At 68.5% G+C, this 19,733-nt stretch carries 19 protein-coding genes; 8 read left to right on the plus strand and 11 right to left on the minus strand.

All coding sequences use genetic code 11. From position 1 onward, the window contains the following. The first annotated feature begins 178 nt into the window (after positions 1–178). The 5 genes from ABT170_RS20750 (at position 179) to ABT170_RS20770 (ending at position 4,843) form a co-directional block, all read left to right on the plus strand. The gene (locus ABT170_RS20750; protein WP_351869308.1) at positions 179–1,570 is read left to right on the plus strand and encodes an MFS transporter; all 1,392 of its coding nucleotides are present in this window, start codon (positions 179–181) and stop codon (positions 1,568–1,570) included. Then, entirely contained in the window at positions 1,567–2,787 is a 1,221-nt protein-coding gene (locus ABT170_RS20755) for an FAD-dependent monooxygenase (RefSeq protein ID WP_351869311.1), read from the plus strand. The genes ABT170_RS20750 and ABT170_RS20755 overlap by 4 nt, the downstream gene beginning before the upstream one ends. A gap of 519 nt (positions 2,788–3,306) precedes the next feature. Further along, entirely contained in the window at positions 3,307–3,753 is a 447-nt protein-coding gene (locus ABT170_RS20760) for an SRPBCC family protein (RefSeq protein WP_329941592.1), read from the plus strand. 200 nt (positions 3,754–3,953) lie between these two features. Next, the gene (locus tag ABT170_RS20765) at positions 3,954–4,541 is read left to right on the plus strand and encodes a DUF2975 domain-containing protein (RefSeq protein ID WP_351869315.1); all 588 of its coding nucleotides are present in this window, start codon (positions 3,954–3,956) and stop codon (positions 4,539–4,541) included. After that, positions 4,541–4,843: a helix-turn-helix domain-containing protein gene (locus tag ABT170_RS20770; RefSeq protein WP_351869317.1), complete on the plus strand. Its 303-nt coding sequence runs from the start codon at positions 4,541–4,543 to the stop codon at positions 4,841–4,843. Before ABT170_RS20765 ends, ABT170_RS20770 begins: the two co-directional genes overlap by 1 nt. A gap of 104 nt (positions 4,844–4,947) precedes the next feature. Here ABT170_RS20770 and ABT170_RS20775 read toward each other — a convergent pair whose 3' ends face one another. After that, positions 4,948–5,976: a phage baseplate protein gene (locus tag ABT170_RS20775; RefSeq protein ID WP_351869320.1), complete on the minus strand. Its 1,029-nt coding sequence runs from the start codon at positions 5,974–5,976 to the stop codon at positions 4,948–4,950. A gap of 557 nt (positions 5,977–6,533) precedes the next feature. After that, positions 6,534–6,908 (minus strand): hypothetical protein, encoded by a 375-nt coding sequence (locus tag ABT170_RS20780; RefSeq protein WP_329941612.1) that lies wholly within the window; start codon positions 6,906–6,908, stop codon positions 6,534–6,536. Between the two features lie 355 nt (positions 6,909–7,263). Here ABT170_RS20780 and ABT170_RS20785 point away from each other — a divergent pair, with 355 nt between their 5' ends. Together ABT170_RS20785 and ABT170_RS20790 are read left to right on the plus strand one after the other, a co-directional pair. Next, positions 7,264–8,871, plus strand: a complete 1,608-nt coding sequence (locus ABT170_RS20785) for an AbeC-like domain-containing protein (protein WP_351869322.1) — start codon at positions 7,264–7,266, stop codon at positions 8,869–8,871. A gap of 370 nt (positions 8,872–9,241) precedes the next feature. After that, a complete protein-coding gene (locus tag ABT170_RS20790) occupies positions 9,242–9,964 on the plus strand; it encodes a hypothetical protein (protein WP_351869325.1) in 723 nt (240 codons plus the stop codon). A gap of 138 nt (positions 9,965–10,102) precedes the next feature. On the opposite strand, the gene ABT170_RS20795 is transcribed toward ABT170_RS20790, so the two are convergent. From ABT170_RS20795 to ABT170_RS20820, 6 genes are all read right to left on the minus strand, one after another. After that, a complete protein-coding gene (locus tag ABT170_RS20795; protein WP_351869327.1) occupies positions 10,103–11,377 on the minus strand; it encodes an MFS transporter in 1,275 nt (424 codons plus the stop codon). Continuing rightward, positions 11,374–11,982, minus strand: coding sequence for an ArsR/SmtB family transcription factor (locus tag ABT170_RS20800; RefSeq protein ID WP_351869330.1), 609 nt, complete (start codon positions 11,980–11,982; stop codon positions 11,374–11,376). Before ABT170_RS20800 ends, ABT170_RS20795 begins: the two co-directional genes overlap by 4 nt. Positions 11,983–12,470: 488 nt before the next feature. After that, on the minus strand, positions 12,471–13,031 hold the full coding sequence (locus tag ABT170_RS20805) for a hypothetical protein (RefSeq protein ID WP_329941600.1): 561 nt from the start codon (positions 13,029–13,031) through the stop codon (positions 12,471–12,473). A 97-nt stretch (positions 13,032–13,128) separates the two neighbouring features. Beyond that, positions 13,129–13,575: a hypothetical protein gene (locus tag ABT170_RS20810; RefSeq protein ID WP_329941601.1), complete on the minus strand. Its 447-nt coding sequence runs from the start codon at positions 13,573–13,575 to the stop codon at positions 13,129–13,131. A gap of 126 nt (positions 13,576–13,701) precedes the next feature. Continuing rightward, positions 13,702–13,953, minus strand: a complete 252-nt coding sequence (locus ABT170_RS20815) for a hypothetical protein (protein WP_329941602.1) — start codon at positions 13,951–13,953, stop codon at positions 13,702–13,704. Continuing rightward, positions 13,950–14,294 (minus strand): hypothetical protein, encoded by a 345-nt coding sequence (locus tag ABT170_RS20820; RefSeq protein WP_329941603.1) that lies wholly within the window; start codon positions 14,292–14,294, stop codon positions 13,950–13,952. Before ABT170_RS20820 ends, ABT170_RS20815 begins: the two co-directional genes overlap by 4 nt. Before the next feature lie 144 nt (positions 14,295–14,438). Between ABT170_RS20820 and ABT170_RS20825 the strand changes: the two genes are divergently transcribed. Then, a complete protein-coding gene (locus tag ABT170_RS20825; protein WP_329941604.1) occupies positions 14,439–14,915 on the plus strand; it encodes a GNAT family N-acetyltransferase in 477 nt (158 codons plus the stop codon). A 126-nt stretch (positions 14,916–15,041) separates the two neighbouring features. Here ABT170_RS20825 and ABT170_RS20830 read toward each other — a convergent pair whose 3' ends face one another. From ABT170_RS20830 to ABT170_RS20840, 3 genes are all read right to left on the minus strand, one after another. Further along, positions 15,042–16,430 carry a cytochrome P450 gene (locus ABT170_RS20830; protein WP_351869335.1) on the minus strand — a complete coding sequence of 463 codons (1,389 nt, stop codon included), beginning with the start codon at positions 16,428–16,430 and terminating at the stop codon, positions 15,042–15,044. Between the two features lie 39 nt (positions 16,431–16,469). Further along, a complete protein-coding gene (locus ABT170_RS20835; RefSeq protein WP_351869338.1) occupies positions 16,470–18,248 on the minus strand; it encodes a hypothetical protein in 1,779 nt (592 codons plus the stop codon). A gap of 340 nt (positions 18,249–18,588) precedes the next feature. Beyond that, a complete protein-coding gene (locus tag ABT170_RS20840; RefSeq protein ID WP_351869340.1) occupies positions 18,589–18,759 on the minus strand; it encodes a hypothetical protein in 171 nt (56 codons plus the stop codon). Between the last annotated feature and the right edge of the window lie 974 nt (positions 18,760–19,733).

Consider the following 19,733-nt stretch of genomic DNA (forward strand, 5'->3'; position numbering starts at 1 on the left):
GTCGGGCACCGTTTCCCCGGGTCCGCCTCGTCGGACGACCTCGGTCCCGTCCCGGAGCACCATGCGCACTGCGCCCCGCGTGAATGGGCCGCTGTGCCCGTGCCGGGCCGGCACACGACGGCAGCACTCCGTGTAAGGCCGGCCCCGTACCCGCCCGGAAATGACGGAAAGGACGTCCATGACCGCAACTCTGGCTCCCCCGGTCCGTATCGGTAGGGCCGCTGTCGGAGCGCTCGGAATGCTGGCAGTCGCCACCGGAGCCCTGGAATCGGTGGTGACGCCGACGCTTCCGCTCCTGCAGCGCGATATGGACATGAGCCCAGCTGAAGGGGCGTTACTCAGCATCACGCTTCTCATCACCGGCGCGCTCGTCACGCCGGTCGCGGGCAGGTTCGGTGACCGCTACGGCGGGAAACGAGTCCTGATCCGGCTGATGGCGGTGGTGTCGGCCGGTGGACTGGTGTCCTCGCTGGCGCCGAACCTGCCCGTGCTGCTGCTCGGTCAGTTATTGCAGGGGGCGATGGTGGGCGCGCTGCCCCTGTCGTTCATCCTGGTGCGCAAACACCTCCCCGCGGGGGATTCGAAGGTGGCCATCGGGCTGGTCAGCGGGTTGTTCGTGGGGGGCGGGATGGCGGGAACGCTGTCGGCCGGGCCCGTGGCGGAAGGGCTTTCCCGACACTGGATGTTCGCGTTGCCGACGATCGCGGTCATCGGGGCCACCATGCTGGTGAACAGGCTGATGCCGCATGATCCGCCGGACCGTTCGGACGACGCCGGTATCGACTGGCCCGGCCTGGCACTCCTGAGCGGGACGCTGGTGACGCTCATGCTCGTGCTGGCGCCCGGCATGGGCTCGCGGCCGTTCGTGCTCGGTGCCCTCGTCGTGGTTCTGGCCGCCTTCGCGACCGGATGGACCGCCGTTGAGCGCCGCGCGGTCTCGCCGATGGTCGATCTGCGCATGCTGGCACGGCCCGCGATGTGGAAGGCGTGCGTGCTGACGTTCGTGACGTGCGTCGGTACGTCGGTGGCGGTCTACCTCGTTCCGCAGTTGTTCGCCGTGTCCGCCGACGGGTACGGCTTCGGCGCCGGCGCCACCGAGATCGGCCTCTTCCTGCTGCCCGGGGCCGTGGCCGCGTCGCTGGCCGGGCCGATCGGTGGGGCAGGCGCCCGGCGCCTCGGCTCGCGTGCCGTGGTCGCGGCGGGGATCGTCATGCTGGCCGCCGCCCTGATCGCCCTGGCAGCCGTGCACACCGAGGTCTGGCACCTCGTCACCGGCAAGGTACTGATCGCGCTTGCCAACGGCCTGTGCGTCACGGCGTTGGTGACCAGCACCGCCGCATCCGTCGACAGGAGTGACACCGGCATCGCCACCAGCCTGGTCCTGGTGACGCGGGTGATCGGCTACGCCGTCGGCGTGCAGGTCAGTGGCGCGATCCTCACCGTCGGGACCCCTTCCGGGTCGGACGTCCCGGCGGAATCAGCCTTCGTCACCGGCTTCGTCATAGCCGGCGCCGTCACGGCGCTGTCCCTGCTTGTTGCCCGCACCATGAGCAAAGGAGTCAAGGAGTGACCCGCACCGATCTGTTGACGGAAATGCGCACCACGTCGAGGCGCGAGGTCCTCGTCTCCGGGGCGGGCATCGCCGGGTCCGCCCTCGCGTTCTGGCTGAACCGCCATGGATTCGCGGTCACGGTGGTCGAGAAGGCGAGCACACCGCGTCCCGGTGGTTACCCCATCGACGTACGCGGCACCGCACTCGAAGTCGTCCGGAGGATGGGAATCCTGCCGCGACTGCGGGACGCGCACATCGACCTGCGCCGGCTGACCTTCCTCGAAGGGAACGGCAGCGAGGTGGCCTCGGTCAAACCGCACAGCGTCACCGGAGGTGTCGCGGGGCGGGATGTCGAGGTGCGGCGCGGGGATCTGACCGACGCTCTTCACACGGCGGTCCGAGACGACGTGGAGTTCCTGTTCGATGACTCCATCAGCACCCTGGACCAGTCCGTCCACGGAGTCGACGTCACGTTCCGAAAGGGCAACAGGCGTACGTTCGACCTGGTGTTCGGTGCGGATGGCCTGCACTCACGAACCCGGGAGGCCCTGTTCGGACCCGAAGAGCGGTTCCACCGGTACCTCGGCTACTGCTTCGCCGGATTCACCATGCGCAACACCTTCGGGCTCTCCCACGAGACCGTGATGTGGAACGCCCCGGGCAGAGCCGCGGCGCTCTACGCCGTAGGGGACAACGACGACGTGCACGCCCTGCTGAACTTCGCGCACCCGGAACCGCCGTTCGAAGCGTTCCGGAACCCGGAAGCCCAACGGGACCTGGTCGCCGGGGTCTTCGCCGACGCGGGGTGGGAGGTGCCCGGCATGGTCACCGCCATGCGCGACACGGAGGATCTGTTCTTCGATGCGGTCGGCCAGATCCGTATGCCTCGCTGGTCCAGCGGCAGGGTCGCGCTGGTGGGCGACGCCGCGTACGCACCCTCGTTCCTCACCGGACAAGGATCCAGCCTCGCGCTCGTCGGTGCGTACATGCTCGCCGCTTCCCTGGCCGACCGGGACCACGCCGCGGGCTTCGCCGCCTACGAGCACAACACCCGTGAGTTCGTGACCCTGAATCAGCAACAGGTCGGCGAAGGCGACGCCACACTCTTCCCCACCACAGCCCAGGCCCTGGAACGGCGCAACGACATGCTGCGCGGTCTCGGTGCCATGCCCGCAGCGGAGGAATGCCCCGCCCACTCGGCCCTCACTCTGCCCGAATTCGTGCCCACGACATAACTCCGGGCACACGCACCGGTGGCGGGCGCCGTCGGAGGGCGCCCGAGCACGGAGAGCGGGCCGCGCGTGGGTTGCACCCGGGCCTACGGCGCCCTTGCTCTTCTCCTCGGCCGTCTCAGTCACTCCCGAAGCCTCCCCGGCCGTGTTCGCGGCGAGCGCCCGATCATCCGCCAGGGGGACTGTTCTCCGCTCGGCGGCGGCCGTGGATCCCGACGGCCGCCGCACGGCCTCGGCCTCGCTGCTGTGGAGGTGCTTCGAGGTCACCGAGCGGCAGATGGCTAGTGTGCCGGCTGGAGCCCGGCAACGCTGCCGATGGCAGTCCGGCATTGCGCGACGATGGGCATGCTCCCTGATCCGTCCGCGTTCCGGTTCAGCCCCGTATGGGCCTGTCGAATTGTGGAACCGGTGCGGTCGGTACGAGTCTGGAGGCCAAGCCCGCGGGCGCCCGGACCGGTGGCCCGGCGCGGTCGCCGCCCGCCATCGGGCGGAGGAGAGCCACGGCGAAGGAGCGTGATCGGCATGGCCCGGAACCGCCGTCTGATCCTGAGCTCGCCGTCCGAGGTGTGGGGCCTGTTGTCCGACGGCCACCGCTATGGGGAGTGGGTCACGGGTACCCGGAGGGTTCTCGCCGCCGACCCGCACTGGCCGGAGGTCGGCGCCCGTCTGAGAGTCCGGGTCGGGGCAGGTCCGCTGACCCTCGATGACACCTGCGTCGTCCGTATCTGCGAGCCGCAGCGCCGTCTGGAACTGGAGGCGAAGGCGGAGCCGTTCGGCGCAGCCCGTATCGCCATGAACTTGATCCCCTGGAGCGAGAACACCCTCTTCGTCCTCGACTGGCACCCCCTCCGGGGCCCCGGCACCCGGCTGCACGGGCTCCCCGTGGACTACCTCGTCGCGGTCCGCAACGGAATGATGCTGACGAAGCTGGCCCGGATCGCGGTGCGGGAGCACGCCGGAAACGCTTGAGGCACCCCAGTCGGCGCCCGCCCGCATCCAGACCGCACCCGGATCGCGCCCCGGCGATGCCGACCGGGCCCTCCGCTCGTGGAGTGCGAACCGTTGGCCTCCAGCCGTGAGGAACCGCCTCGCAGACGAACGTGGACTTGTCGAATATCGATATGCTCCGCTAGCCTCGAACATATCGAAATTCGATAGGGAGGGGTGCGGTGAACACGCGACTCACGAGGGCTCTGGCCTCGGTGACCTTCATGCTGGCGGTGCTCTCCGGGCTGGCCTTCGTCGGCACGGGGTTTACGCACATGATCGATGACGGGGCGGTCTGCGTTCAGACGGGCTTCTGGAGCAATGCCTCACTGGCGCCGGACAGCCTGTCGGTCAACACAGGTGTGGAGGCGTCCAGCAGTGCCACGCGCCTCTGTCAGGACGGCCCCTCCACCGGTCAGCGTGCTGCGGACCTCGGGAGCGAACTGCCCTGGCTGTTGTTCGGCACCCTCGCACTGCTGCTCTTCTCCCGGCTGCTGAAGACCGTCCAGTTGCAGGGGCCGTTCACCGAGGTGGTGGCGCAACGGCTTTCCGTTCTCGGCTGGTTCATCGCCGTGGGCACGCCGCTGGCCGGCCTCGTCGTCGGATGGTCGCAGTCCTGGCTCGTTGCGAGCATGGCACCGATAGTGGGTTCCGGGCCGACGGTCTCCGGATCACAGGAGCTCGTCCTCGCGGGCCTCGCCGCAGTGATCATGGGGAAGATCATGCGCCAGGGCGTGCGCATGCGAGAGGACCTCGAAGGGACCATCTGATGCCCGAAGAGGAACTCCATGCCATCCGGATCCATCTCGACCGAATGCTCGCCCGGCGTGGTATGACGCTCACCGAACTCTCCGCGCAGGTGGGCATCACCGTCGTCAACCTGTCCGTGCTCAAGAACGGCCGGGCCAAGGCCATCCGCTTCTCGACCCTGTCGCGGATCTGCGAGGTTCTCCAGTGTCAGCCGGGGGACCTGATCACCCACAATCCCGACGAGGCGGCCCAAGGGCTGAAAGGCTCCGGTTCCGGTTCCGGTTCCGGTCCGGTGGAGTCGGGGCCGGACCCCGAGCCATGAAGGCGTGTCAGCCCCGCCGCCGTCGGCCGTACGGCACGGGGGACCCGTGCCGTACGGCCGACGGAAGATCGCGCAAGCCCGAACGGGCTTACGTTTCAGTGGACTTACCCGGTGAGGTCGCTCTTGTAGAAGACGGTCGCCCGGAACTCGTCCGGACTGTCGATGAGCTTGCTGGAGAACCCGAACGCGAGGCGCGGGCCGTCCGGTGACCGCCAGATCGCCATCCCCTGAGGTTCGCGACCCGGCAGAGACTCGCCCGCCTTCGTCTGGAACACCTCCTCGACCGAACCCCCCGTCTTGTTCATGTCGAGACGGACCAGGTAGGACGGTTTGGCCGGGTCCGAGGGCTTCGCGGGCGGACCACCGTAGGAGAGGTAGGCGTACTGCCCGTACGACGTCACGCCCTGGAAGTGGTCGGAGTCGGCGAGACCGAGTTGGGCGTTGGTGGGAAGGGCACGCTTGGCGAGGATGGGAGTGGTGTCGCTGATGCCCTTGTTGATGACGGCGGGGAGGTCGAACAGCGCGAGGCGCCACGGACTCGTCGTTCCCATGTACCGGATGAGCAGTCGGTTGGTATAGGGATCGATCGACGGTCTCGGACAGTCCCGGAAATCGGAGAGGCCGATCGGGAATGTCCAGACCCTCGCGCTGTCGGAGTAGTCGAGCACGCTGTCGTCGCTGTACTTGATGCGGCAGATCACATGGCTGTTGGGGGCCGTCCCGGGGGACAGGCTCCTCCAGTCACCCGCGAGCCACACGTACGGAGATCCGAACGTGTCCGGCTGGATCGCAATCGACGAACCGTGGTCGAACCCGTGGAGCGCCATGGCACCCAGCACTGTGCCGGTCATGCTGGTCCTGGTCATCCAGAGGTCGCCGTTGGTGCTCCCGACCTTGGTCTGCACGAAGTACATGTGACCGTGGACGTGGTCGATGGCGAAGGACTGCATCGCCCAGTAAGGCTGGTGAAGTATGGCCCGCACCACGGGATCGCCGCCGGCTCCCTCGAATACGAAGCGCTGCGACGTCGGGACGGTCGCGGACGCCGGTCCGGCCGCGAACAGGGACAGGCCACCGCTCGCGGCGACGGCTGCTATCCCTGTACCGGTGCGGAGGAGCGTACGACGACTCACGGCAGATGCTCCGCCGATCTGGGTATTTTCGCGCAAGTGCATCACCCTGCTGGTCGTTCGGCTGATTTGGTGGATCACGATCAACCTATCCATCGGGACGATGAGTGTCGACAGGATGAACTACGCCTGCAGCAGCGGTACTTCGGTGAATCGTCCTCGGTTCGGAGGAAGCGCCGGCGCTCTGTCCGACGGGAAACGTGTCGGGCGGCGGGGCCGCTCCAGCCGGATGCCTATGAAGGTGTGCGGGTCCTGCCGACTCACGCTCCGGTAGCCGCCGACAGGGGGAGCACTTCCGTCTTCCCCGGAGATCGAGTCCCATCGAACGGCTGCCCGCGCAGATCGGTGCCGAATTCGGCGGCACAGCCAGGCCGACGCGGTGATCGGGGACCGGGACCGATCGCGGCCCGTGGGTGCGGGCGTACCCCGGTCGGCCGCACGAGGCCGGCCGGTTGTGCCGGTGCCTTTGCCACCACCACAACCACCACCGCTGCCACACCGCACTCGGAGGCAAGCTCCTCTATCAGCAGCCGTGCTAACAGCACTACGCGTCAATACGGCTAACGGGTCAGCGTCTCGAAGCCGACGTCTCCGCAGTACTGCACAACGCGTCCCTCCGCCTCGGAGTCGCTGTTGTTCATCGCCGCCACCGTCGCCTCCGCCAAGGTGCGTCCTCCACCGACGGCCTCGTCCTGGAGCGGTCGCATCGCCAGGAAGGCGTCCTCGGCGACGGCCCCGACCTCGTCGTATTCGGACGGCTCCGGTGTGTCCGTGTCCGCCGCGTTCCGCGCCTTCTGCCATGCCCCCAGCTGCGTACAGTAGTACTCCCGCTGCGCGGTCAACTGCTGGTCGTCCTTGCCCTCGGACGAGGAACACCCCGCTGCCACCGCCACCACGGCGAGGACCGGGACCACTGTCTTGAGCACGCGCACCATGTTGCCCCCGGCTGAAACGGCGTTTCGCTTGTCCTGGACACCTGCAACTCCTGCAACTTCCGCAGCAGGATACCCGCGTGGGAGTCGCGCCACACGGTGAACACCGGCTCGGTCAATGCCCACCGGCATCGCATACATCACTGGGATACGGACGACGAAATGCTCACCAACTGTCCAACGGCTCACCATTGTGAGCAGTCAAAAGAGCATCCCGAAACACCGACTACTCAAATCAGATGCCCTCCTACCTAACGGCTTGTCAGGCTGGAACAAAGCTCCCTACTCTTTGTGACTATGACACCACAGAGATTTCGGGCCGTTCAATTACGCAGGAATCACACGAGGACGTCCCGTAGTGACCGTTCCTGAGCAGGCTGCCCCGAATGACAGCCCCCGGTACACACACAGCGAGGCGACCCGGCTGCTGTGCGCGGGTGTCTACTTCGACGGGGCGTTCCGGCGTCGGGTCATCGAGGAGCTGGTCGAGCACGAGGAGCGCCCGGTTGCTCCCTCGCTGGGCATCGACGCCCTTCCGGTCCTCGCGCACGCACTGCGCGCCCGGCGCCGTGAGACCGGCACCGGGCTGGTGCTGCTGCTGATCTGGGCGCTGTTCATCGGGCTGGGACTGGCAGGGACCGGCTCCGAGCAGACGGTGTTCCCGATCCCCTGGTTCCTGGCGTACGGGCTGGTCTGCCTGGTGACCCATGCCATGCAAGGGCCCACGGCCACCACCTTCACGCTGGACCGCGCCGTACTGAAGCGGGCCACGCGGGGCCGGCTGAAGGCAGTCCTGCCCGTCCTGCCGTTCGCCTTGATGTTCGTCTACTGGGGCACTGCCGTCTTCTCGGTCTTCTCCGGCGCGGACGTCTGGGCGGCCTTGGTGCTCCCGATACTGCTGATGCTGCCCGTAGGGGAGTACCGCAGGCGCGTTCAGGAGATCATCCGCAAGGAGCTCGGCCGTGACGCCTTCAGGGCAGGTCCCCGCCAGAAGCTTCCGGACGGTGAGCAGTTCGAGCGGATCGGCGCAGCCATCGACCGCGAACAGCATGCGAGGCTGACCATCTACGACCCGTTCCGACCGTTCGTCGGAGCGGGCAAACCGTATAAGCCGTGGTCCGTGGTGATGGAGTTGAAGGGCGTCAACGTCGGAGCCCAGCCGCTCACCGGACGTGAGGTCATCGACCTCGTAAAGCCTCAACTGGAGGAACTGCGCGAGTCGGCGGCCACCAGCCGCGACCGCCTCCGCTCCCTCGAAATCGACGAGATGGTGTATCTGCCGGTCGGACTGCCCCGGGATCGTTTTGCGCAGGAGCTCGACCAAACCGACCGGCACGTGGAAGCGGCTGTCGGCGAGGGCGGCGAGGGGCGCCGGCACTTCCTTCGGGTACGTATCGGGGCGTGGGACGAACAGGTCGGGATCTCTGTCCTGGTCCGAGTCCACACCCAGGGAGGCATGCTCGTACTGGAGGTCATCCCGCACGTGCTCAACCCGCTGCGCCCACAGTTCCGTTCGGCCGATGTGATCGCGCGGCATGCCACGGAGGGCGACCTGTCGCGCAGCCTCGTCCACGTGCTGCTCACTGGTCCCGGCGCGGGCGTCGCCGCCGGGCTCTGTCTGTTCCGCACGGTCGTCTCGGCCATCCGCGTCTGGCTGACCGTGCCGCAGTACGCCCTGCCCGACGGGCCGGCCGCGTCAGTGCGGGAGCTGGGGAGTGTGGAGGAGATCTCCCTGTTCCAGGAGATGGACATCAGCCGGTACGTGAAGACGCTCCAGGACCGGATCTCCAGCGGGGTGGGCCGGGCGCTTCATGTGAAGGGCTACGAGACAGGTGACTTCGAGCGCTACGTCATCAATGTGAGCGAGGGCGGCGTGTTCATCGGGGAGATCAGCAGCAGCGCAGTCGCTGTGGGCGAGAAGTCCTCGGCGAAGCAAGTGCAGTCGAAGACGGCGACCAAGGACTGAAAAGGCGACACCTCATGACAGTGGGCAAACGGAATCCCGAGCCCCGGCCAGACGGGATCAGCATCAGGGATGACAACGCTGCAGCTCAGGGCTCGCATGCTCAGGCTGTGGGCTTCGCGCAGGGGCACGACCGACGGGCGCGGCCACGTCGGCCGTGACGCACGTGTGCGAGAAGCCGGACGCACGGGGTGACCTGGATGCCCAACCCGGTGCCGCCGCCGGGGAGATCCGGACCGGCGGAAAACCACAACCGGGTGTACGGAATGGCTGCGCGGCCAGGCCGCGATGGGTGCGGCGGCGACCGGGCTCGTCACGGCGGACGGGCAGCCAATCCGTACGCCCGACTCATTGACAGGCAGGGGTAGGCACCGTGGACCAGTGGGACGAGAAAAGGCAGGACTGGACGGAGCCGGACATCCCGGAGGGGCCGCCGCCGGGCACCAGGACCGTGCGAGTCGCGGTGGTGACGGCGGTCGCGGTCCTGCTGTGCGTGGCGGTGGGCGCCGCGATCTGGGCATGGGCGCCGGACCGGGAGCCCCACTCCTCGGGCTCCGCCCTCCCGGTCCAGACCTGGCCGAGTACGCCGGACGGCACTCAGACCGCGCCCGGGGCGACGGCCGCTTCCGGTGGAGTGGAGAGCAGCCCCACTCCACCCAGCCCCGAGGACGCGTTGTTCGCCGGCATCGGCATCGACGACTGTCTGGACAACTTCAACGATCTCTACGGGGCCTGGTCGCCCGAGACTCCCCAAGCGGCCAGTTGCAGCGGCACCGGGGCCTACTACCGTGTGATGTCGATCGCCGAGGATTCCACGGAGTGCTCGGAGTACGACTACAACTGGTCCCACGACAACGAAGACTTCTCAGAGACTGTCTTCTGCCTGAACCGCAACTTCCGTGCCGGCCAATGCATGTTCGCCGACGAAGAGGAGCGCTTGAGCCGCAACGCGATCACTCCCTGCGATGGCGACATCCCCGATGACTACACGTACATCATCAGGATCACGGGCGTGACCCCCAATAGTGGCGACTGCGAAGGCAGTTCCTGGACGTTCGACGAACACGGAATCACCGTATGCGGTGAGAGGGTCTGACGAACAAGCCGGTGTGATGGATGCGCCGGAATTCCTGATGGTTATTCACCACCCATGTTGCCCGGCCCCACGGCGCGTCCCGGGCTCTCCGCTGGAAGGTGGTGGGCGATGGTCTGATATCCACCGAAGAGCACACGTTCACCCAACCGCGGTTCTGTCCGGTGTCAGGGAGCGGATACGAGGTATCGGCGAGGGCAGCAGCCAAAGCATCGACAGGGCTCCGCCAAGGGCGGCGACAACGAGCGTGGCGCGCAGTCCGACCACGGTGGCCAGGAGGCCGCCGACGACAGCGCCTACGGGCCGAACCCCGTAATTGATCGTGCTGTACGCGCCGGCTACACGACTGCGCAGGCCGTCGGGGATCACCGTGGTCTGCAGGGCGTTGAGGTTGACGTCGAACAGCATGACACCGAATCCGGACAGGAACTGGGACGCGGCGAGGGCTCCTGCGCGGAGCCAGAGCGGACCGCCCGCCGCAGCGGCGATGGCGATCGGAGCGGGGAAGAGCACTGCCCCCACGACGATGCTGCGCCCCACACCGAACCGTCGCGAGATTCTTGGAGCGACGAGGGCGCCGAGGAGCGAACCCGTCGCGCCGATCCCGAACGCGGTACCGATGACTCCTGCGGACAGACCGAGGTTCCGGCTGGCGAACAGCACGGTCAGCCCACTGCCGGCGAGGAACGTGAAGAAGTTGACGGTCGCCGCGCATCCCAGACTGGCCCGCAGCACTGGATGACGGACGACGAGTGCCAGTCCCTCCCTTGCGCGCCGCGAGAGCGAGGGTGCCGTCGTCTCGGCGGATGTCGGCGGTTCGTCGACCGGGACACGGCCGATCAGGACCGCCGAGACCAGGAAGGTCAAGGCATCAACGACGAGGGTCACGGGGGCGGTGAAGATCTGGATCAGAGCGCCGCCGATGGCCGGGCCGGCGACATATGAGGCGGACCGGCTGGCGCTGAGCTTGCTGTTCGCCTCCACATACGACCTGCGCGGCACGAGGCCCACGAAGAATGGGGGATAGGCGGTGTTGAACAGAACTCCGGCAGCGCCCGTGAGCAACGCCACGGCGTACAGCTGACCGAGCGTCACTGCTCCCAGCACGTAGGCTGCCGGGACGCTGAGCAGCACCGCGGCGCGCAGCAGGTCGGCGGTGATCATCAGACGGCGTTTGCGAGCGCGCTGGTCGACCCAGGCCCCCAGGAGGATTGCCAGTAGGTTCGGGACCCAGATGAGTGCGGTCAACCAAGCAACCTGATTGGCCGAGGCGTTCAGGGCGCTGACAGCGATCAGAGGCAGGGCCAGTTCGGTGATCCGGTCGCCGAACTGTGAAACCGCGTTTCCGGCCCAGAAGCGGCGGAACCGTTGATCTCGCCACAGCGATATCGCAGCGGTCCGTCCCGCGCCGTTCACGGCGTCTGCCCGGTCTGCTCCTCGGCACCTTCCGGCAGCACGTAGCGCATCACCTGGACGCCGCGGCTGTCGGCCGGCCGCTCGGCCGGGTCGCGAGTGACATACGGCGCGAGGATGCGCTCGATCCCGTCCTCAATGGCGGCGAGTTCCTCGGCGGAGACGACGAGGCGGGTGTTCGCCAGCCCTGCCAGCCGCTGCCACACCGGATCGAGTTCGGGCTCCACCTCTGCCGCCCACCGGCTCGGCAGGTCCGCGTAGCGCAGGAACATCTGCTGCGACAGCACCCGCGCGGCCGACCGGCCCGCCTCATCGGCTGGATCCTGCGGGGTCTGGAACCGGAAGCCGCGTGCCGCCGCCTCCCACCGCCTCTGGCGGCGGTCCGGGCCGGGCTCGCTGTCGCGGACCAGTCCGAAGCCGGCCAAGTGCCTCAGATGCCAGCTGGTCACCGATGGCGTCGCTCCCACATCCGGGGCGAGCTGCGTCGCGGTGGCGGGCCCGTGCCGCGTCAAGCGGTCGAGGATCGCCAGCCGCACGGGATGCGCCAACGCCCGCATCGCTTGCGGGTCACTGATCTCGATATCGCCCAGGCGATTACTGGAGTCCATGGCGTGAGAGTCTCCTCTCAGAATATCTGAGAGTCAACTCTCAAATATTCGGGGTCGGGTATGCCCAGATCCGCCGGCGGGCGGGGGCGGGCCTTGCGGAGATGGGTGGCTTCCCGTGTGCGGGATGGCTGTCGGCTCCGGTACACCGAAGACCGTGGCAAAGATGCCGGGGGTCACTGTCGCCCGCGGTCGCTCAGGAAGTGCCGGGAACGGTCACCGGGGGGAACAACGGGGCCGGTGCTCGGCGACGGCGGTGAGGCGGTGCCGGCGCCGGCCGTGAAACCTTGGGTGAAGGCGAACAGATCACCCGGAAGCGGGCGTGGGGCGTTGTCGCCCCACGCGTCGGCAGCGGATGAGTCATGGTCCGGGATCTGCGTGGAAACGCACCGTGCGAGTGCGGCATCGGCGCGAATCGGTCACGGTGTGGTTCGGCGGGAACTGTTTCCACGTGGTGAGGATCAGCCGAGGCCGAGGGGGTACTGGGCGGCTCAGTCGTGGAGAGTGACGTTGGGCAGTGGGTGGCCGGCAGCGTCGAACAACGCGGTTCCGCAAGGGCAGTGCTCGTCGGCCAGGGTCTGGGACGCCGGCAGCTGCCAGACCACCATCTGCGAGCAGTTCGGGCAGTCCAGGCTGACCAGGGTCTCTTCGGGTGCCGAGCCCCAGGCCCGCACCGGGAGGTCCTCGTACCTCAATCCGGTCAGCTCGCGCTCACCGGTCGGCGCGACCAGCACCTCGTACGTGTCGGTGCCGCTGTCCAGCACCATGAGCGTACAGCCGAGACGGGCCAGTACACCGGACAGATGATCGAGCTGACGAACCGGGACGTCACCGCGGCGCAGGGTCGGGTCGCTCTCGGCCGCTCGGTGGACAACATCGGTCTCGATGTCTGTCGGTTCCGACCCGAAGGCCCGTACCCGGCCGGCCGCGAACGCCGCCAGTCGGCCCGGGACCTCCTCACCGGACCAGTCCATGCTGAACATCACACGGTCGACTCCGACACCCTGTGCCCGCTCGGCGGGGGTCAGTACCAGCTCTTCCAGCTCTGTCACGACGATGATTTTATCAACTGCCGGGCGGTGGGCCATGCCGCTGTAGTGCGGTTGCCGCGCATGGCCAACACCACTCCCGCGTCTGCCCGAACGGCTCTCAGGAGAAGTCGGCCGCGGGCTCGATCCGGCCGAGGAGGTCGCGCCACTCCGCGGCCGGCAGGACACGGGCGGCTCGGCGCAGGTCGACGGGGCGGCCCGCGCCGAGGGACGCGGCGATCTCAAGGAGGACGAGGCGACAGTCCATGGCGCCGGGCTCCAGGTCGTCGTCCTTGAGGACCTCCGGTGTGCGAAGGAGTTGCACGACCTGAACCCAGTCCAGCAGTGCGGGGTGTTCGGCCGGTTCGAGGATCCCGGCCAGGGCGGGGTCGTGGGTGAACCGGCACAGCCAGTACCCGTTCTGGCAGTAGCCGAGAAGGATGATGGCCCGGCGCATGTGATAGTTCCCGACACCGGCCAGTAGCTGCCTGGCGATCTGAACGCCTTCGGGCAGAGTCCGGCGGCGGGACGGCAACTTTTCGACGTCGGCGTCGAGTTCGATGGTCATGTGGTCACTGTGCTGCCCGTAGGGGATCGGGCCTGCCGTACACGCCGGGCGTCACCCGAAGAGGGGTCCTGGCACCGGCGACGACGTGTGTCGCGAGAAGCGGAACAAGGCACACGCCTCGACGGTTCAGGCCGGCCCGGCGTACGCGATAGCCAGCACCGTGAGCATGCGGGTGTCGTGTCCGAGGAGGATGACGGCGGTGGCGTGCCCCTGGGCGACGGTGCGAATGATGCCGTCGTCCTGACCGTAGGGCTCGGAATGCTCAAGTGGGCTCTGCTGTGCGTCGACCAGGACGAGTGAGAGGTCCCGGCGGGCAAGCTCGGGAAGCTGCTTGTACATGTCGAAGACGTCCGGGGAAATGTGGAGCCGGTAGGTCACGCCGCGCCCTCGCCGTGACCCTGCGGGTCGGTGTCGTCGCCGCGGCGATGGGTGGGTGCGGTCTGGTCGTGGCGGGGCCCGGCGTCGCGCAGGATGTCCGCGGTCACGTCCCGCGCCCCGAGGCCCTCGGGGAGAACACCGTGGGACTTCATGCTGACCCGGGCCGCCTCGATCATCGGCCGCGCCTTCTCCAGGTCCTCGGCCGCGGCCGCCCATCCGTCGAGGACGGCGGGCAGGGCATCGATCGGGGTCAGGTTGACGTCATGGAGGAGCTGTTGCCGTGATGCGGAGTGGGGGAGCGCGACATGCAGTCGGTCCACCGTCCAGTCCTCGTGACCCATAACATCCCCTCCGTGGAGTCAGATCGTCCAGCGTAGCGGGGACAGGTCCCGCACAGTTCCAAACCCCGTTCCTCGTCGGCAACCTGAGCAACGGCGGCCGAGGAGGGGGTGCCGCGTGGGACCTCCGGCCGTACGGTACGCAGCATGACCGTAGAGATCACCGAGTACCGCGACACCCACCGCGATGCGCTGCACGCCCTGTTCACCGCTGAGGACTACCGCGATCAGGCGGAGAGGCTGAAGCTCGGCCAGCACCTGTACGAGAAGCGGTACGTCGCCGTACGGCACGACGCAGTCCTCGGCTTCGTGGAGGGAACGTTCCTCGATGGGAGCGGACTCGAACCCGGACTCTTTCCGGCACCCCGGGCGAGGATCGTGACTCTTCTGGTCTCCTCGGCAGCGCGGCGCCATCGGATAGGCAGCACGCTGCTCCACCGGTTCGCCACTGACGCACTCGATGCCGGACGCGACGCGCTGGTGCTGTTCCCCGACCCGCACGACCCGGCAGGCCGGCTCGCGTTCTTCGGGCGATGCGGTCTCGAAAAGCTGCCGTCCGGCGAGATGCTGGGAGCCCATCTGCGCACGGTCCTCGCGAACACCGGCCGCGCCGTTCCCAGCTGATCGGCTAGTCGGCGGATCCGCGCCTGCGCCCGGCGCAGTAGGGCTGGGCCGAGCGCGGCGACGGCAGTGCTGCCGTTCCGTCTTCCCGACTCGATCCGCCCCTGTGGAGACCGGGCTCCGCTGCCGCTATCGAGAAGTTGCCTGCATCCGGAGTCTTCCCGGTCCGAACGACGCCCCCAGGACGGGGCGGGTCCGGTGATGGCCGGGCAGGTGTCCCAGGCTCCAGCGGGCGGTGATGTCGGCGAGGGCGAGGATGGCCTCGGTCATCGCGAAGGTGTCGCCGATGCACTTGCGGGCGCCGGTGGCGAAGGGGATGAAGGCGTGTCGGGGTGGCTGGGGGCGCTCGGGGTCCCAGCGGTCGGGGTCGAAGGTCTCGGGATCGGTGTGGAGATCGGGGCGGTGGTGGATGAGGTAGGGGCTGTAGACGAGGTTGGTGCCGGCGGGGAGTGGGTGCCCGCCGAGGTGAGTGTCATGGGTGACCGTGCGGGTGAGGAACCAGGCCGAGGGGTACAGGCGGAGGGTTTCGGTGATGATGCGTCCGGTCAGTTCCAGGCGGGGCAGATCGGCATGGGAGGCCGGGTTCCCGCGCAGGACGGAGTCGAGCTCGCCGTGCAACCGCTGCTCGACCGCGGGGTGGCGGGCCAGCAGGTCCAATGCCCAGGCGAGTGTGCTGGCCGTCGTCTCCGTCCCGGCCAGGAAGACGGTGAGGATCGTGTCGCTGATCTCCGCATCCGTCATGCCGCTGCCGCCGTCCTCAAGATCGCGGGCTGCGACCAGGGCCGAGAGCAGGTCGCCGTGGTCGATGCCGTCGGCCCGCCGCTCGGCGATGATCCGGTCGCAGGTGTGACGCAGACGGGTATGTGCGCGCAGATGGGCACGGTTGTCCGGAGTGGGGAGCCGGTCCAGTGGCGGCACCAGAAGCATGCGCCGGAAGAGCCCGCCCGCGATCGTCCTGACGTCGTCGATGAGCTGCCCGAGCTCCGCACCGGGCAGGGAGTTGGAGAACAGGGTGGCGGCCGTGACCCGGGAGCTGATCGACATCATCTCGGTGGGCACGGCCAGGGTTCGTCCCGGCGTCCAGGTACCGGTCACCTCCTCGACACAGGCGGTCATGGTTCGTGCGTAGCCGGGAAGACGGTCAGGGTGGAAGGCAGGCTGGGTCAGCCGGCGCAGCCGACGGTGGGCATGGTGCGGGCAGCTGCTGAGACCGTCACCCAGGACGTCACGGAAGCGGTCGAACACCGGTCCGCCCTTGTCGAAGAGACGGTCGTCCACCAGGGCCTGACGGGTCAGCTCCGGATCACAGATCACGACCAGTGGGACTGGGCCCATGTGGACGCGTACCAACGGTCCATGGGCGGGCAGCGACTTCAGGAAGGCCAACGGGTCCCGCGCCAAGGACACCAGGTGGCCCATCAGAGGCCACGCGTGGGGGGCCGGGGGGATCAGCCGTAGATCTCTCACCCGTACTCCCGATGTCCTCCTGGCCCCGCCCTTCGGGTCGGTCTCGTTCACAGCTCACGACCTCCGTCGGGACAGCCGGCATCATCCTGGTCACGGTCGGTGGGTTCGGCCGGGGGCGCAGGCCTGGTCCTGCGGGGTCAGGGCGGTGACGATTCCTTCGACGAGCCGGCCGCACGGGCCGATTCCGCTGAGTTCCGCGCTGCTCGTCAGTGTGCCGATGAAGGCCCGGCGGATGGGGATTGCCTGCCGGGGAGGCAGGGAGTAGCTGTCCCAGACAGCGTGGTAGGTGTCGATCGACAGGACGGTGTCGGCGTTGCCGGGCGGGGTGGGGGCGGTTCCGGGGCCGGCGATGATGTGCGACCAGATGCGGGCTGTCAGGTCGGCGAGTCGGGTGACGACGCTGTGAAGGGTGGTGGCGCTGACGGCGGTGGTGTCGATGGTGGTGGCGCCGACGGTGGTGGGGCCGATGGCGGTCAGGAACAGCTCACGCCAAAGGGGTGCCAGGTGCGGCAGCTTGTCGGGCGTGGCCGTGGCGCAGGCGCTGATGGCCTTGTGTGCCGCGGCGGCACAGGCGCTGGTGACGGCGGTACTGGTGCCGGCGGTGACGACGCGTCGTGCGGCACGTTCGGCGAGCTGACCGGCCCAGTGCGTTTCGGGTGTGTCGTCCTCGTACCACAGCGGTTCCCACCCGGGGCCGTGGAGCATGTCGCCGTCGGTCAGTCTCGTCCGCGCGACCGATCCGAGCCGTTGCCCCTCCCTGCTCAGGGAGAACTCCCGCTGAAACTCGCCTCCCGTGGTGGACAGCGAGTGCAGCTGGGCGCGGACATCGTAGCGGGGGGTCACCAGGTACCAGACGAGGGCGCCCATGGCGGTCTCACCCACCTCCTCGTGCCCGTCCTCCCCGCAGTCGCACGCCAGCACGTCATCCACCACGCGGGCGCACGCGGTGGCGTATCCGGTGACTGCCCGTACCCCTCCGGCGGCGATGGCCAGCAGCGCCTCGTTGCAGGTTTCCGCGTGGGCGTAGTCGGTGAGGATGCCGATGATCTCGTTGTAGCGGTAGGAGCTGTCGATCGCCCGGCGGATCCGGTGGCAGCGGAACGAGGCGTCGAAGGTTCCGGCGCCGTCGTCGTCGAGCGTCCGGTACGGCGGTGAGCCGAAACCCAGACGGAAGTAGGGCAGCATTGCCGCGTCCCACCACCGGGCCCACCTGTATTCCTGCGGGGTCGGTGGACCACCCGCGTCGGCCAGGTACCGATGCGGGTCGGGGAGCGGGGCGGAGGCAGCGCGCAGTGCGTCCTTGGCGAGCATCACCCCACACGTCAGGACGGTCTCCTGGAGTGCGCGGTCGGCGGCGCGCCCGGCCACGGCAACGATCCCCTCGGAAGCGGCCTTGACGTGCAGGTCCCGGCCACCGATCCCGGAGTCGTCCGAGGCACCGGCGTAGTCGATGGCGCTGGCGAGGATGAACACGGCGCCGAACAGGTCCAGGAACTCGCCGGTCCCCCGGGGGAGCCAGAACGTGTTGATGCTGCCCCAGTAGTCACGAACCGCCATCAACGCGGCCTGGGTGCCGTCCACGGCGTGCCGCGCGACGTACTCGGCGATGATCGGCCCGGCCTCACCGCCCTTGGCGGGAATGGCGGCGACGAGCGCGGCCAGCCGGACCCCCTCGGGGTTGTCGGGAGCGGCCAGGAGCTGCCGGACGGCCTCCGTGGCTGCCAGGATCGCCATCGGCCCGCTCTGCTGGACACTCCTGGTGACCTCGTCGCTGAACAGCGCGTCCAGGAATTCTGCGCAGAGACGGTCGCCGTGCGGCGAGCCGGGGACGCCCGGTGACTCGTACGGCCGGTAATCGGTGGCGGTCACGACCTGCGCCCCATCCATCGCGGGATGTCCGGGGGGTCCCATGGTCAGGCGCGCCAGCCTCTGCCGGCACGCCTCGTCGGAGAGGCCGTCGGCCAGCTGTGCGAGGCCGGCCGGCACCGGACCACGACGCCGCCGGACCGCAAGCGGGTCGGGGAACCGATCCAGCCACACCCGTGCTCCTGCCTCACCACCCATGAACACCCTCCAGGCGTGCCGTGCCGTACATTCCGGCGTTCGGTGCCGTACCACCGTATTCAGGTGTCCGGACGTTCTCTCATGCGGCGCGCGCACCGCAGGACTTGGAGTCGGGCGAGCCAGTCCTCTCCGGGGACAGCCCGCATCAGGAGCGGGTACTGCCAGGTCGCGAGGTCCTTGCCTCCACGGCGAGGATCCTCGGCGCGCTGATCCGGTCCTGGCTCACGGTGGTGCCGTGGGACAGGGGCAGGCGCCGGCCGTCATGAAGGTCCACCACGTCGCAGGGCAACGGGTGGTCGAGCTGGGCTGTGCTCACCGGCCGGCCCGAACCGGTCGTGGTCGCCTCCTACGATCCCGAGGCCGTGGTGCGCCACACCGCCGAATGCCGGGAATCCGTCCTGCCGTTCGCCGCTGCCCCCAGCGGTCGGTGCGGGGGACAGCTGCTGGACCGTTTGGAGCGCGCCGTCCGGCGGCATGCCGGCCCGGGGCTGCACCGGGGACGACACAGGCCGGGGGAGTGGGGAGACGGCCTCCGGGACACATCGGAGCATCCCCCAGTTCGGCTAATCGAATGATCTACCGATCATCTTCAGTGTGGTGACCGGCTTTCCGCCCGGTGACGTTCCTACGCTCCCACCGACCCCGCATGGGAGGGCAAGGACCCGTCGCGGTTGGGGACGACGACTGTGACGCGCTGTCCGACATCTCCCACCTGCTGCGGCATGGGCCCGCGTTCCCCCAGCGGTTGCTGGTGTCCGACGAGCAGCAGTCCAGGGAAAGGTGCCCCTGGTGGCTTCTCCTTCTCCCACAAGGAAGAGCGGTATGCGTTCCATCATCGGTAAGAGAGTTCTGACCGCCGCCGCGGTGTCGGGGATCCTGTCGCTGACCGGCGGGTTCGCGGTTGCGGCGAACTTCGAGGGCAACAGCGGTGGCACGCCCGAATCCACCCCGGGCGGCCATCACCAGGAGATCGGCGGACTTCCCGAAGATCTCTGCGGGAAGCTCAACCTCGGTGGGATCGCCGCCCAAGCGGTCAGCGACCTGTGCGCCCCTCCGGACCAAGCGTCCGACGAGTCAGGATCCGGCGGTGACGGCGACGGGGACCCCAGCCATCTCACACCGATGCCCCCCTCTGCGCCGCCCGTAATTCCGGACGAGCCGGAGGAGCCGAGTCCGACGCCGCCGGGGTATGGGGAGCCGGAGGAGCCGAGTCCGACGCCGCCGGGGTATGGGGAGCCGGAGGAGCCGAGTCCGACGCCGCCGGGTTACGGGGAGCCGGAGGAGCCGAGT

It is taken from the genome of Streptomyces sp. NPDC001787, assembly GCF_040297465.1.
Classification (GTDB): domain Bacteria; phylum Actinomycetota; class Actinomycetes; order Streptomycetales; family Streptomycetaceae; genus Streptomyces.